This is a genomic window from Streptomyces sp. NPDC013317 (assembly GCF_055563155.1).
Window position 1 is genome coordinate 114,256 of record NZ_JBVHDX010000005.1, and the last position, 13,818, is coordinate 128,073.

Sequence of the window (13,818 nt, forward strand, 5' to 3'; positions counted from 1 at the left end):
GCACCGGCGTCGCGGGGCCGACGGGGCCGGCGAGCCGCCGGTGTTCCGGCCGGCCGGCACCGTCGGCCCGGTCGGCCGTCCCGGCCTGCGGCGCGCACCACTCCCGGGGTCGTATATTCGCCGTTACCCGACAATTCCGGCGAACCCCGGGAGGGGATCCGTGGACATCCTGGCATTCGGTGTGCAGGCCGACGAGAAGCCGCTGATCGAGAAGGCCTTCGCCGGCCTCCACGACGTCCGCTGCCTGGACGTGTTCCTCACCGAGGTCACCGCCCGTATCGCGACGGGCCACGAGATCGTCTCCACGAGCGTCAACGCCGACCTCGGCGAGGGTGTCCTGCGCACCCTCGCCGCCGGCGGCACGAAGCTCATCGCCCAGCGCTCCACCGGCTTCAACAACATCGACCTCGACGTCGCCGAGCGGCTCGGCCTGACCGTCGCCCGCGTCTCGTACTACTCCCCGTACTCCGTCGCCGAGTTCGCCTGGACCCTGGCCATGGCCGTGAACCGGCGGATCGTCCGCGCCTCCAACCGGACCCGCGACTTCGACTTCCGGCTCGACGGACTGATGGGCCGTGACCTGCGCGGCCGTACGGTCGGCGTCCTCGGCACCGGGAAGATCGGCGAGGCGTTCACCCGGATCGCCCACGGCTTCGGCATGCGCCTGCTCGGCTGGGACGTCGCCGAGAACCCCGCGTGTCTCGAACTCGGCATGAAGTACGTCGAGAAGGAGCGGCTCCTCGCCGAGTCCGACCTCGTCAGCCTCCACGTGCCGTTGCTCCCCGCCACCCGGCACCTCCTCGACGCCGCCGCGCTCAGGACGATGAAGGACGACGCCATCCTCGTGAACTCCAGCCGCGGCGGCCTCGTCGACACCGACGCGCTGGTGGCCGAGCTCCGCGCCGGCCGGTTCACCGGCGTGGGACTCGACGTGTACGAGGCGGAGGCCGGGCTCTTCTTCCTCGACAGGTCGCTGGAGGTCGTCGAGGACGACACCCTGGCCCGCCTGGTGACCTTCCCGAACGTGGTGGTCACCTCGCACCAGGCGTACTACACGGTCGACGCGGTCGGTCAGATCATCGACACGACCGTCCAGAACGTCCTCGACTACACCGCCGGGCGGCGCAGCGAGAACGTCCTGGTCCCGGCCGCCGCCTCCTAGGGCCTGTCTTTCGGATCATGCCGGGCTCGCGACGCCTGGCACGCGCGCTCGCCGCGTTGTCGTCGGTCGTCGACGCTCCGCGTGGACTCTCCCCCAGCCTGCGGCCGGGGGGAGCCCCATCCTCCGCCTTGCGATCGCACGTACCAGACGCCGCTCCCTGATCCGGCCTGATCCGAAAGACAGGCCCTAGACCAGCACCCCGGCGAGCAGGGACGCCGTCACCGCCGCCCCCTCCATCGTCAGCACCGACTCCGGGTGGAACTGGACGCCCGCGAAACCGGGGCCGCGGAGCGCGTGGACCTCGTCAGTCTCCCCGTCCCGGCTCACCTCGATGCGGTGCAGGGCCAGTTCGGTGGCGGTCCGGTCGTCGCAGCGGGCCGTGAAGCTGTTGTAGAAGCCGACCGTCTGCTCCTGCCCGAAGAGATCGATGCGCACCTGCGCCCCCTGGAACGGGGTGCGCTTTCGGACGATCTCCAGGCCCAGTTCGGCCGCGATCAGCTCATGACCGAGGCAGACGCCCAAGAGACAGGGGCGGCCCGAAGGGCCTCGATCAGGGGTGGTGGCCGGGTGACGTGCGGGCCCGTGCCGGTGGTCCCGGACGAGATCGGCCGTCAGCCCCCGCAGGAAGCGCATCTTCGGATCGGCGGCGTCCGACGGATCCCCCGGCCCGGGGCCGAGCACCACCGGGCCACGGTGGGAGAGCGCGAGCTCCCGCAGCCCCGGCTCGTCGTAGCGGACGACGGAGACCTCCAGACCGGACGAGCGCAGCAGATGCGCCAGCATCGCGGTGAAGGTGTCCTCTGCGTCGATCACCAGCGCGTGGCCGGTCAGCTCGGCCGAACGCTCCTGCATCCGCAGCCAGAACGGCGCCAGGTCCGCCCTCCGGGCGTCCAGCGCCGCCCGCACCCGCGGATCGTCCGCCAGCCGCGGAGCGACCGGCGACTCGTCACGCGGCCGGCCCTCCCGCACCCCCAGCGCGGCGAGCACGCCCGCCACCTTGGCGTGCGTCTCGGCGACCTCTCCCGCCGGGTCGGAGTGCCGTACCAGCGTCGCGCCCACCGGCACCCGCAGCCGCCCGTCCCCGGAGATGTCGGCGGTCCGGATCAGGATGGGGGAGTCCAGGGTCTGCGCCCCGCTCCCGTCGGTGCCGAGCAGGGCCAGAGCCCCCGCGTAGTAGCCGCGCCCCCCGGCCTCGTGCCGCTCGATCACCCGGCAGGCGTTCTGCACCGGCGACCCCGTGACGGTCGCCGCGAACATCGTCTCCCGCAGCACCTCCCGCACGTCGAGGGACGAACGGCCCCGCAGCTCGTACTCGGTGTGCGCGAGGTGCGCCATCTCCTTGAGCCGTGGCCCGACCACCACACCGCCCATGTCGCCGACCGTGCACATCATCTTCAGCTCCTCGTCGACCACCATGGAGAGCTCTTCGGTCTCCTTGCGGTCGGCCAGGAACGTCAGCAGATCCTCCGGGGTGGGCGCCGCCCCGGCCGGGTAGCGGTACGTCCCGCTGATCGGGTTCATGACGACCGTTCCGCCCGACATCCGGACGTGCACCTCCGGGCTCGCCCCGACGAGGGTCCGGTCGCCGGTGTGAACGACGAACGTCCAGTACGCGCCCCGCTCACCGGCCAGGAGCCGCCGGAACAGCGCGAGCGCGTCCGCCCGCCCGAAGCCCGGGATCTCCCCGGTGTAGGTCCGGCGGATGACGAAGTTGGCGCCCTCACCGGCGCCGATCTCCTCGTCGATCACCCGCCGCACCGTCTCGGCGTACGCCTCGTCCGACACGTCGAACCCGCCGCCCTCGACACGGACGGCGTGCGCCGGGAGCTGGGCGAGCGCGTCGGCGAGCGGCAGCTCGTACGCCTCCTCGGCGACGAGCACGGAGAGCGGGGTGCCGTCGTCGCGCACGTCGAAGCCGCGCTCGCGGATCTGCCGGAACGGCACGAGGGCGAGCGTCGGCAGCGCCCCGACGGGCAGCTCGGCGAGCCGCTCGGCCTCCCGGACCGGGCCGATCAGCACCTCGACGGTGTCGTGGTCGCGGCCGGGGGTGCGCCTGCGGATCAGGGCGAAGGGCGGGCAGGAGTCGTCGAGGAGACGGGACAGGTCCAGGTCCAGGTCCAGGGCCATGGTGCGTGTTCCTTCCGGTGGATCGGAGAGGAACGGCCCTGGGAAACGCGGAAGGCCGCCCCTCGGGGCGGCCTTTGCGTGTCGTGGAGGTACGCGCAGTCAGTGGGCCGCCGGATGAGCGGTCCACCACCAGTTCTGAGTCGTCTGCGCGAACATGCCTGCACTGTAACGCAGCCGGGCATCGGCGAGGGGCCCGGTTCACACCGCGGACGGTGCGAACCGGGCCCCTCAGCCGTGCGGGCGGTCCGGAACCGGGATCAGAAGATCAGGTTGTAGGTCTGCCAGCCGCTGCCGACCTTGGTGCGGGCGGCGAACGGGGCGGTGGCGCTGCCGGTGCCCTTGTAGTACCAGAGGACCCCGGCGCCGTCGCGGCCGATGAGGTCGACCTTGCCGTCGGCGTTCAGGTCGCTCGGACCGACGAGCTGGTTGTACGTCTGCCAGCCGCTGCCGACCTGCACGCGGGCGGCGTACGGGGCGGTGGTGCTGCCGGTGCCCTTGTAGAACCACAGGGTCCCGGCGGTGTCGCGGGCCACGAGGTCGGCCTTGCCGTCGGCGTTCAGGTCACCGGTGCTGACGAGCTGGTTGTACGTCTGCCAGCCCGCACCGACCTTGGTGCGCGCGGCGAACGGCGAGGCGGGGTTCCCCGTGCCCTTGTAGAACCAGAGCATGCCGGACTTCTCGCGGGCGATCAGGTCCGGTATGGAGTCCCCGCTCAGGTCACGGGCGCCGACGATCCGGTCGTAGATCTGCCAGCCGCCCCCGGTCTTGAGCCGGGCCTTGAAGGGGGAGGAGGGATTGCCGGTGCCCTGGTAGTACCAGAGCACGCCGGCGGCGTCCCGGCCGACCATGTCCCCGGTCCCGTCCGCGCGCAGCGCGGTCATCGGGGTGATGGCGTTGAACATGTTCCACCCGCTGCCGACGCGGTACCGGGTCAGGAACGGCGCGGTGGCGCTGCCGGTGCCCTGGTACTGGTAGAGCACACCGGAGGCGTCACGGGCGAGGAGGTTGTAGCGGTTGGTGGCGGTCGCCGGCGCGGTGGTGCCGATCTCCTGGATGTCGCTGGTCCTGACCCAGGCGATGCGGTGGTTGTAGCGGATCGGCGTGAAGAGGTTCGTCTTCCCCGAGACCAGCGTGCCGTCGGTGTTGTACGCGCTGAAGTAGTAGTCGCCGGGAGACGACACGCCCGCCTTCGCGTAGGCCTGTCCCGCCGGGAGGCTGTACTTCGTCAGGGAGGCGGAGTTCTCCGACTGGACCGGGACGCCCGTGCCCGTGTAGGCGGCGTCCTCGGGGTACGCGCGCCCGTAGATCGGGATCGACGTCGCTCCGGCCTTGGCCGTCACCGCGGTCTGGGAGGTGCTGCCGACCGGCGCGGTGAACTGACCGCCCGGATTGCGGAACCAGGCCTTCTTGCCGCCGTACCAGATCGCGGTCCAGTCCGTCCGGGCCTCGGCGACCACGTACTTGCCGCCCGCGACGACCTTGTTTGCCCAGTTGGGGCCCTCGGACCAGGTCTGCGTGCCCAGGTACGGATCGGTCAGCGCCTTGGCCGGGTCGGCGACAGGCTCGCTGTACAGGTAGCCGAAGTTCGCCGGCTGCGTCGCCACGGCGTTGCCGCCGTACGTCAGCGTCGGCTGGTTCGCCGTGGTGAAGGGGGGCACGACACGCACGAGCTGGCCGGTCTTGAGCAGGCCGCCCGCGCCGCCCGCGCCGGTGGGGGCGCCCATCAGCGACATGTAGTGGTTCCAGTCCCAGAACGGGCCCGGGTCCCAGTGCATCCCCCGCACCTTGGCGTCGAGGACGCCCGGGATCTCGTCGTGGGCGATGATGTGCTCACGGTCCAACGGGATGCCGTACTTGTTGGCCAGGTACTTGACCACGGCCGCGGAGGACTCGTACTGCGGCTCGGTGTACCAGCTGCCCGCCTTGATGGCGTAGCCCTCGTGCTCGATGCCGATCGAGTGCATGTTCGCGGTCTTGTTGCCCGCGTGCCACGCCTCGTTCTTCGTCGCCACCATCTGCGTGACCTGGCCGTCCGAGGCCCGGATCAGGTAGTGCGCGCTCGCGTACGACGCCGGGTTCTGGAAGACCGCCAGAGAGCCCGCGTAGCCGCCCTCGGTGTCATGAATGATGATCTGGCGGATGTCGAAGCCGTTGGCGGGGCGGCTGGCGAGGTTGTAGTTCCCGTCGTTCTGCGAGTACGCAGCGGGCTTGAAGTCGCACGGGAGGCCCGTCGGGCACTCGATGGCCGGGGCGTCCGTCGTGTCGGCGAAGGCGGCGGCGAGCGGCACGTTGGACGGCTTCACCGGTTCGACCGACGGATCGGCGGGGAGCGTGACGAGTTCGCCACTCGTGGTGAGCTCCTGCTCACCCGTCTTGATCGACTCGAAGACGCGCTTCGCGAAGAGGTCGGCGCCCTTCTTGTCGGGCGACTGGCTGTAGCGCGCGACGGCGGGGTACCAGGCGCCCGCCTCGTCGGACAGTTCGGCGCCGGCCTGCTTCTGGTACTCCGCGAGGAGCGCCGCGCCGGCCCGGATGGACTCGGCGGAGTCGTTCTGGACCGCCTCGGCGGAGCCGTCGACCAGCTCAGCGGCCTTGTCCAGCGTGTGCAGCCGCGGGTCGTCGGTGTCGACCGTCTCCTTCGGCAGCGCGCGCAGTGCCTTCTGGGCGTCGAACTTCTTCTCGATGCGCGGATCGCCGCTGCGGTTCATGTGCTCGACGCGGTGCTCGTCCGCGTCGGGCTCCACGTCCTCAGGGTCGACGTCCGTCAACCCCATGACGTTGTACGCCCCCGTCGTGCTCGGCTCCCCGTCGTGGGACTCCCACCGCGTCTGCCGGTACGACACCGCCATCAGCACGCTCTGCGGGACGTCGAACTCCGCCGCCGCCTCCGCGAACTGCGTCTGCAGCGACGTTTCTGCGCCGGGCTTGTCGTCCGATGCGCCGAGGATCCCCGGCGACGCCACGGCGATCGTGCCGATCGTGGCGGTGGCGACGATCGCCGCCGCCGCACCGTAAAGCAGCCGTCTCTTTTTGCGGTCCCTGCGGTGCCCCTGGCTCACGCCCACCCCTGTGAAGTATTTAGGCCTCAGATGTTTAAACACGTGTTTGAACGCGCGTGAGGGTAACACCCGTTCGAGGCGCGATCATCGCCCACGGACATTTCGGGCGCGCGTCTCACTCAATGGGCGCGTCCCTGGACAAGCCGCCGGACACCGTAATGTGGTGGTTGTGACCGTGAACGCTAAGACCACCGCAACCGGTGGCAACACCTGGCGAGACCTTCCCGCGGCGCAGCAGCCCGAGTACCCCGATGCCGAGGCTCTGCGCGATGTGATCGCGGACCTCGAGTCGTATCCGCCGCTCGTCTTCGCGGGCGAGTGCGATCAGCTGCGCGCCCGCATGGGAGCCGTCGCCCGTGGCGAGGCGTTCCTGCTCCAGGGCGGCGACTGCGCCGAGGCCTTCGACGCCGTGTCCGCCGACCACATCCGTGCCAAGCTCAAGACGCTGCTCCAGATGAGCGCCGTCCTGACGTACGCGGCCTCCGTGCCCGTCGTCAAGGTCGGCCGGATCGCCGGGCAGTACTCCAAGCCCCGCTCCAAGGGGACCGAGACCCGCGACGGCGTGACCCTGCCGACGTACCGCGGCGACTCGGTCAACGGCTTCGACTTCAACGAGAAGGCCCGCGTCCCGGACCCCGAGCGCCTGAAGCGGATGTACAACGCCTCCGCCTCCACGCTCAACCTGGTGCGCGCCTTCACGACCGGCGGCTACGCCGACCTGCGCCAGGTGCACGCCTGGAACCAGGACTTCGTGAAGTCGTCCCCCTCGGGTCAGCGCTACGAGCAGCTGGCGCGCGAGATCGACAACGCGCTGAACTTCATGAAGGCCTGCGGCACCGACCCGGCCGAGTTCAAGGCCGTCGAGTTCTACGCCTCCCACGAGGCGCTGCTGCTCGACTACGAGGGCGCCCTCACGCGTACGGACTCGCGTACCGGCAAGCTGTACGACACCTCCGGCCACATGGTCTGGATCGGTGAGCGCACCCGCCAGCTGGACCACGCCCACATCGAGTTCGCCTCGCGGATCGCGAACCCGATCGGCATCAAGCTCGGCCCGACGACCTCGGTCGACGACGCGCTGACGTACATCGACCGGCTCGACCCGGAGCGCGAGCCCGGCCGGCTCACCTTCATCGTCCGCATGGGCGCCGACAAGGTCCGGGACAAGCTTCCGGAGCTGGTCGAGAAGGTCACCGCCTCGGGCGCGACCGTCGCCTGGGTCACCGACCCGATGCACGGCAACACCTTCGAGGCGGCCTCCGGCCACAAGACCCGGCGCTTCGACGACGTGCTCGACGAGGTCAAGGGCTTCTTCGAGGTCCACAAGAGCCTCGGTACGCACCCGGGCGGCATCCATGTCGAGCTCACCGGTGACGACGTCACCGAGTGCGTGGGCGGCGGCGACGAGATCTTCGTCGACGACCTGCACCAGCGCTACGAGACGGCCTGCGACCCGCGCCTGAACCGCAGCCAGTCCCTGGACCTGGCGTTCCTGGTGGCGGAGATGTACCGCGATCAGTAAGTAGCTTCGTACGACGATGGGGCGCGGATCCATGTGATCCGCGCCCCATCGTCGTGAGGAGGGCTTTTGGGCCTCGTGCGTGCCGGGTAAGGTTAGGTTAGCCTTATCGATCTCGGCAGGAGGTGAAACCGCGTGTACGTATGCTCATGCTTCGGTGTCACGGAGAAGCAGGTCCAGGAGCACGCGGACGCGGGCGCCTGCACGCCTCGCCAGATCGCCTCGGCCTGCAAGGCCGGAACCGACTGCGGTTCGTGCGTACGACGTATTCAGGCCATCCTCGGGCGCGGCAACTGCCCGCGGCGGGAGCTCCTGGACCAGGGGCTGCCGGCGCTGACCTCGGTCTCGGACCCCGAGGAACTGCAGGACCTGCCTGAGGCGGCCTAGGGCCTGCCCTAGCTCGGCTGCTCGATCAGCGTCGAGATGTAGAGCGCTTCGCCGAGGCTCTCGATCAGCTCCAGCTGGGTGTCGAGGTAGTCGATGTGGTGCTCCTCGTCGGCCAGGATCTCCTCGAAGAGGTTGGCCGAGGTGATGTCCCCCTTGGCCCGCATGACCTCGATGCCGCGCTTGAGGCGGTCGATCGCCTCGACCTCCACCTGGCGGTCCGCCTTGAACATCTCGGTCACCGTCTGGCCGACCCGCACATGGAAGAGCCGCTGGTAGTTGGGCAGGCCGTCCAGCATCAGGATGCGCTCGGTCAGCTTGTCCGCGTGCTTCATCTCGTCGATGGACTCTTCGCGGGTGTACTTGGCGAGTTTCGCCCAGCCCTTGTTGTCCTGGATGCGGTAGTGCAGCCAGTACTGGTTGATGGCCGTCAGCTCGCCGGTCAGCTGCTCGTTGAGGAACTCGAGGACCTCGGGGTCGCCCTGCATCGCAGAGGCTCCTTCCACGCATGTCTGGGTCGTGACTGGGCAGGATGGCCGCATCCTTGCACCACGGATGGGGGGCGTCCAGTAAGTGGAGGCTTAGTGGGACTTGCCCCGAATCGCGCACGTGTGCGAGGTTGCCTGGTCATGACCACCCCTCGCGGTCTGTCACCATGGATGGCATGGGTCAGCCGGAGAGCGGAGTACGCCGGGAAGCAGAGCAGTCGGATCTTCCGCCGGGACAGCGGCTGCAGCGCGGCTGGCCGGTCACCCATTACGGCCCCGTCCCCAAGTTCAAGCCGGACCGCTGGGAGTTCCGGGTCTTCGGGGCGACGGCGGACGGCGACAAGCGGTGCTGGAACCACGAGGAGTTCTCGGCTCTCCCGTTCTCGACGGTCGTAGCCGATCTGCACTGCGTCACGAAATTCAGCATGCTCGGGGCCGAATGGGGTGGCGTGCCCGCCCGGACGATCCTGGAGCTGGCCCCGCCCGCCTCCGGTGTCACGCATGTGATGGTCTGGGCCGAGTACGGCTTCAGCGCGAACATGCGGCTGGCCGACTTCGCCGCCGAGGGCACCATCTTCGCCACCCACAAGGACGGTGAGCTGCTCACCGCCGAGCACGGCTTCCCGCTGCGGCTCGTCGTCCCGCACCTCTACGCCTGGAAGGGACCCAAGTGGGTCCGGGGCGTGGAGTACATGACCGCTGATCGCCGGGGCTTCTGGGAGGAGCGCGGCTATCACAACATCGGCGACCCGTGGAGGGAACAGCGGTACTCGTACCAGGAGGAGCCGGGTGACGGCCCGGAGCTCTAGGTGCCCCGGGCCGGACGGCTCAGTGGTGGTACCGGTACACCACCGCGTGGCCCTTGCCGCGGCCGATCATCCACTTGTTGACGGGTGTGGTGATCAGGAAGGCGACGAGGAAGGCGAAGGCCAGGGCGCCCCAGAACAGCGCGTCCGAGAGATGCGCGTCCATCGCTCCGGGGACCAGGAGCAGGACCCCGTTGTCGACGATCTCCATCACGAGGATCGAGAGGGTGTCGGCGGCGAGCGCGACACCGATGGCCGCCTTGAGGCTCAGGCCCGCGCGGACGACCGCCCACAGGGTGAGTGAGTAGCCGAAGAAGAAGGCCAGGGCGATGGCGAGGACCATCGTCGGGGCGTTGCCCCAGCCGAGCGCGGTGCCGATGATCATGCCGAGCACCTCGCCGATGGCGCATCCGGTGAGGCAGTGGAGGGTCGCCTTCATGGCCATGGACCAGCTGGCCTTGCCTGGGCCGTGGCCCTCCTGGGAGCCGTGGCCCTCGTGGGAGGTGGCGTGGTGATGCGCGTGCGCTTCGTGGTGCTCCATGGGTCCCCCAATGACCGGTGGCGGTTCCTGGTGCTTCACAGGAACCGTATACCCCCTAGGGGTATTCCTCAACGGCTCACCCCCGGAGTTTCTTCAGCCTCTCCACGTCCGCCGCATGCCCTTCCTTGCCGCCCGGCGTCTCGATGATCAGAGGAACGCCCTCGGTCGCGTGGTGCCGCATCAGCTCGCGGAACGGCTCCTCGCCGATATGGCCGGCCCCGATGTTCGCGTGCCGGTCCTTGTGCGCGCCGACGACGTCCTTGGAGTCGTTGGCGTGGATCAGTCTCAGCCGCCCCTCGCCCACGGTCGCGACCAGCTGGTCGAGCGTCTGCGCCATGCCGTGCGGGCCGGTCAGATCGTGGCCCGCCGCGAAGATGTGGCAGGTGTCGAGGCAGATCCCGAGCTTCGGGTGGCGGTCGAGCGCCTCGAAGTACGGGCCGAAGTCCTCCGCGCGCGAGCAGAGCGAGAAGCCCTGCCCCGCCGTCGACTCCAGCAGCAGGAAGGGGTCGTCCGGGTGCGTCAGCTCGTCCAGCAGAGGCCGCATCCGCTCCCGTACCTGCGCCAGCGCCTCCGCGCGAGGGCGGCCTCCGGTCGCCGATCCGGTGTGCACCACCACGCCCTTCGCCCCGATCTCCCGGCCCCGGCGCAGCGAGTGCCGCAGCGACTCCACGGACCGGTCGACGGTGGCCTCGGTGTGCGAGCCGAAGTTGATCAGGTACGGGGCGTGGACCCAGGCCGACAGGGACTCCGCCTCGCACGCGGCGCGGAACAGCTCGTCCTGCTGCGGACTGCCCACGGGGGTCGCCCAGCCCCGGGGGTTGGCGACGAAGACCTGGACGGTCTCGGCGCCCAGCTCGCGGGCGTAGCCGAGACCGACCGTGGCGAGGCCGCCGGCCACGGGGACATGGCCGCCGACGGGGTTGCGCATGAGTTCTTACAGTCCCTTGATCGTGATGGTGATGGTGGAGCCCTCGGGGGCGGTGGAGCCGCCGTCGACGGACTGGCCCGAGACGGTGTCCCCGAGGAAGGGGAAGGTCTTCTCGACCTTCACCTCGAAGCCCGCCCCCTCCAGGGCCTGCCGCGCCGCGTCGGCCGACTCGCCCGTCACGTCGGGGACCTCGATCATCCGGGGCCCCTTGGAGACGGTCAGGACGATCCGGTCGCCCTTCGCGGCACGGCTGCCCTCGGCGAGCGACTGGGCCGCCACCGTGCCCGCCTCCTCGGAGGAGTGGATCTGCTCGGTCGCGACCCGCACGCTGAGACCGGCGTCCTGGAGCGTGCGGGTGGCGTCGGCCACCGACTCGCCGGCCACGTCGGGGACGTCGACGGGGCTGCCCTTGCTGACCGTGAGCGCGACGGCGGAGTCCGGGCTGCGCTCGGTGCCGGGCTCGGGGTCGGAGCCGATCACGGCGCCCTGCGCGACGTCCTCGCTGAAGGCGCTGGTGATCACACCGGGAGCCAGGCCCTCCTTCGCCAGGAGCTGCTTGGCCTCCGCCAGCGGCTTCCCCTTCAGGTTCGGGACCTTCACGATCTCGGGACCCCGGGAGATGGTCAGAGTGACCGTGCCGTTGCCGCGGATCCGCGCGCCGGAGGCGGGGTCGGTGGCCATGACCGTGCCGCGCTCGTACACCTCGCTGAACGCCCGCTTCGTCGCGCCGACGTCCAGCCCCGCGTCCGTGAGGCGCCCGGTCGCCTCGCTCTCGGTCTGGCCGAGGACGGCGGGCACCCGCGTGAACTGGCCGGAATTGATGTACCAGACGCCGCCGCCGAGACCCAGGACGAGCAGAACGGCGGCGACGACGAGGAGCGGTCCACGGGGCGGACCACCGGTGTTCCGGCGTCGCGACGGAGGTTCGGGCGGCGGCATGGTCAGCCGGCTGGTGTGCTGCACCGGCTGCTCGGTCCCGGTCTCCACGGGCAGGATCCGGGGGATCACGCTGGTCCGGTCCTCGGAGCCGGTCCGGTCCTCGGGGTGGGCCTGCGGCGGGACCGCGTCCAGCTGCTCGTCCCGGAGCGTGGCACGGGCCTCACGGGCCTGCGCGAGGAGCGCGACGGCGTCGTGCGGGCGGATGTCGGGGTTGCGGGCGGTGGCGCTCGCCACGAGCTCGTCCAGCTCGAGGGCGAGGCCGGGGACGGCCGCCGACGGGGCGGGCACGTCGGTGTTCAGGTGCTGGTAGAGGACCTGGGCGGGAGTGTCCCCGGAGTGCGGCTTGCCGCCCGTCAGCATCTCGTACAGGACGACACCGCACGCGTACACGTCGGCGCGGGTGTCGGCGGTGCCGTGCTCGATCTGCTCCGGGGCCAGGTACGAGACGGTGCCGAGGACGGAGCCGGTGGTGTTCGTGGCCGAGCCGACCGCGCGGACGAGACCGAAGTCGGCGACTTTCACCCGGCCGTCGTCCCCTATGAGGACGTTCTCGGGCTTCATGTCACGGTGGACGAACCCGGCCCGGTGCGCGGCACCCAGCGCGGCGAGCACCGGCTCCAGGACGTCGAGCGCGGCGCGCGGCTGGAGCGCCCCCCGTTCGCGCAGCACGTCGCGGAGGGTGCATCCGGCCACGTACTCCATGGCGAGGTAGACGTACGCGCCGTCCGCGCCCTGGTCGAAGACCCCGACGACGTTGGGGTGGGAGAGCCGGGCGACGGACTTGGCCTCGCGGATGAAGCGCTCGACGAACGTGGCGTCGGAGGCGAGGGCCGGGTGCATCACCTTGAGCGCGAGCACCCGGTCGAGGCGGAGGTCGACGGCCCGGTAGACCGTGGCCATCCCGCCGACGGCGATGCGCGCGTCGACGCGGTAGCGGCCGTCGAGCGTCTGCCCGACGAGAGGGTCCTGAAGGGTCGTGTCCACGGCCCCGAGTTTACGAGCCGCCGAGCACCACCCGCCTCCACCGCCCCCGACCGCAGCACAGCTGTGACGTGCGGCCCCGCGTCAGAACGCCGGGCGCTCCGGGTCCAGGGCGCCCCGGCCGTCCGTGGGGGAGGAGGCCCGGGCGAAGTGGCGCCGGGGGATGCGGCCCGCCCGGTGGGCCAGCCGGCCCGCCTCCACCGCGTGGCGCATGCCCTCCGCCATCAGGACCGGGTCCTGCGCCCGTGTCACCGCGGAGGCGAGCATGACCGCCGAGCACCCCAGCTCCATCGCCTGCGCCACGTCCGAGGCGGTTCCGGCCCCCGCGTCCAGGATCACCGGCACGCCCGCCGACTCCACGATCAGCTCGAAGTTGTGCGGGTTGCGGATACCGAGCCCGGAACCGATCGGCGAGCCGAGCGGCATGACCGCCGCGCAGCCCACGTCCTCCAGCTTCCGTGCGAGGACCGGGTCGTCACTGGTGTACGGCAGGACCGTGAAGCCGTCGTCCACCAGCGTCTCCGCCGCTTCCAGCGTCTCGACGGGGTCCGGCAGCAGGGTCCGCTCGTCGGCGATGACCTCCAGCTTGATCCAGTCGGTACCGAGCGCCTCCCGGGCCAGGCGGGCGGTGAGGACGGCCTCACCCGCCGTGTAGCAGCCCGCGGTGTTCGGCAGGACGCGGATCGAGAGCCGGTTCAGGACGGACAGGACCGAGCCCTGGACGGTCGGGTCCAGACGGCGCATGGCGACGGTCGTCAGCTCGGTGCCGCTGACGGCCAGCGAGCGTTCGAGCACGTCGAGGCTGGGCGCCCCGCCGGTGCCCATGATCAGCCGCGAGGAGAACTCCGTACCGCCGAGGAGGAAGGTGTCGTCGGACATGGCGC

Annotated in this window: 12 protein-coding genes; 4 read left to right on the plus strand and 8 right to left on the minus strand. The window is 70.6% G+C overall.

The window, feature by feature from the left end; genetic code table 11:
* Positions 1-160 precede the first annotated feature (160 nt).
* Positions 161-1,162, plus strand: coding sequence for a 2-hydroxyacid dehydrogenase (locus ACZ3IJ_RS16110; protein WP_467468580.1), 1,002 nt, complete (start codon positions 161-163; stop codon positions 1,160-1,162).
* Between the two features lie 186 nt (positions 1,163-1,348).
* On the opposite strand, the gene ACZ3IJ_RS16115 is transcribed toward ACZ3IJ_RS16110, so the two are convergent.
* From ACZ3IJ_RS16115 to ACZ3IJ_RS16125, 3 genes are all read right to left on the minus strand, one after another.
* Entirely contained in the window at positions 1,349-3,289 is a 1,941-nt protein-coding gene (locus tag ACZ3IJ_RS16115; protein WP_467468582.1) for an anthranilate synthase family protein, read from the minus strand.
* A gap of 99 nt (positions 3,290-3,388) precedes the next feature.
* Entirely contained in the window at positions 3,389-3,445 is a 57-nt protein-coding gene (locus ACZ3IJ_RS16120) for a trp operon leader peptide (RefSeq protein ID WP_078513512.1), read from the minus strand.
* 101 nt (positions 3,446-3,546) lie between these two features.
* Positions 3,547-6,348, minus strand: coding sequence for an N-acetylmuramoyl-L-alanine amidase (locus ACZ3IJ_RS16125; RefSeq protein ID WP_467468584.1), 2,802 nt, complete (start codon positions 6,346-6,348; stop codon positions 3,547-3,549).
* Positions 6,349-6,517: 169 nt separating this feature from the next.
* Here ACZ3IJ_RS16125 and ACZ3IJ_RS16130 point away from each other — a divergent pair, with 169 nt between their 5' ends.
* Together ACZ3IJ_RS16130 and ACZ3IJ_RS16135 are read left to right on the plus strand one after the other, a co-directional pair.
* A complete protein-coding gene (locus ACZ3IJ_RS16130; protein WP_467468586.1) occupies positions 6,518-7,870 on the plus strand; it encodes a class II 3-deoxy-7-phosphoheptulonate synthase in 1,353 nt (450 codons plus the stop codon).
* Between the two features lie 132 nt (positions 7,871-8,002).
* Positions 8,003-8,254 carry a (2Fe-2S)-binding protein gene (locus ACZ3IJ_RS16135; RefSeq protein ID WP_467468588.1) on the plus strand — a complete coding sequence of 84 codons (252 nt, stop codon included), beginning with the start codon at positions 8,003-8,005 and terminating at the stop codon, positions 8,252-8,254.
* An 8-nt stretch (positions 8,255-8,262) separates the two neighbouring features.
* On the opposite strand, the gene bfr is transcribed toward ACZ3IJ_RS16135, so the two are convergent.
* Positions 8,263-8,739: a bacterioferritin gene (gene bfr / locus ACZ3IJ_RS16140; protein WP_352191833.1), complete on the minus strand. Its 477-nt coding sequence runs from the start codon at positions 8,737-8,739 to the stop codon at positions 8,263-8,265.
* 176 nt (positions 8,740-8,915) lie between these two features.
* Between bfr and ACZ3IJ_RS16145 the strand changes: the two genes are divergently transcribed.
* On the plus strand, positions 8,916-9,548 hold the full coding sequence (locus tag ACZ3IJ_RS16145; RefSeq protein WP_467468590.1) for a sulfite oxidase-like oxidoreductase: 633 nt from the start codon (positions 8,916-8,918) through the stop codon (positions 9,546-9,548).
* A gap of 19 nt (positions 9,549-9,567) precedes the next feature.
* Here the strand turns inward: ACZ3IJ_RS16145 and ACZ3IJ_RS16150 are convergent, their stop codons facing one another.
* The 4 genes from ACZ3IJ_RS16150 to ACZ3IJ_RS16165 all read right to left on the minus strand — a co-directional run bounded on the left by ACZ3IJ_RS16150 (position 9,568) and on the right by ACZ3IJ_RS16165 (position 13,813).
* Entirely contained in the window at positions 9,568-10,086 is a 519-nt protein-coding gene (locus tag ACZ3IJ_RS16150) for a DUF4396 domain-containing protein (RefSeq protein ID WP_467468592.1), read from the minus strand.
* Positions 10,087-10,162: 76 nt separating this feature from the next.
* On the minus strand, positions 10,163-11,014 hold the full coding sequence (locus ACZ3IJ_RS16155; RefSeq protein WP_467468594.1) for a deoxyribonuclease IV: 852 nt from the start codon (positions 11,012-11,014) through the stop codon (positions 10,163-10,165).
* A gap of 6 nt (positions 11,015-11,020) precedes the next feature.
* On the minus strand, positions 11,021-12,937 hold the full coding sequence (gene pknB / locus ACZ3IJ_RS16160; protein WP_467468596.1) for a Stk1 family PASTA domain-containing Ser/Thr kinase: 1,917 nt from the start codon (positions 12,935-12,937) through the stop codon (positions 11,021-11,023).
* Between the two features lie 81 nt (positions 12,938-13,018).
* Positions 13,019-13,813 carry a thiazole synthase gene (locus ACZ3IJ_RS16165; RefSeq protein ID WP_391797826.1) on the minus strand — a complete coding sequence of 265 codons (795 nt, stop codon included), beginning with the start codon at positions 13,811-13,813 and terminating at the stop codon, positions 13,019-13,021.
* Between the last annotated feature and the right edge of the window lie 5 nt (positions 13,814-13,818).

Excerpts from the sequence above, each read along its gene's own strand:
- ACZ3IJ_RS16115 (WP_467468582.1), bottom strand. The coding sequence starts at position 3,289 with ATGGCCCTGGACCTGGACCTGGACCTGTCCCGTCTCCTCGACGACTCC.
- bfr (WP_352191833.1), bottom strand. The coding sequence starts at position 8,739 with ATGCAGGGCGACCCCGAGGTCCTCGAGTTCCTCAACGAGCAGCTGACC.
- ACZ3IJ_RS16145 (WP_467468590.1), top strand. The coding sequence starts at position 8,916 with ATGGGTCAGCCGGAGAGCGGAGTACGCCGGGAAGCAGAGCAGTCGGAT.
- ACZ3IJ_RS16150 (WP_467468592.1), bottom strand. The coding sequence starts at position 10,086 with ATGGAGCACCACGAAGCGCACGCGCATCACCACGCCACCTCCCACGAG.
- ACZ3IJ_RS16155 (WP_467468594.1), bottom strand. The coding sequence starts at position 11,014 with ATGCGCAACCCCGTCGGCGGCCATGTCCCCGTGGCCGGCGGCCTCGCC.
- ACZ3IJ_RS16165 (WP_391797826.1), bottom strand. The coding sequence starts at position 13,813 with ATGTCCGACGACACCTTCCTCCTCGGCGGTACGGAGTTCTCCTCGCGG.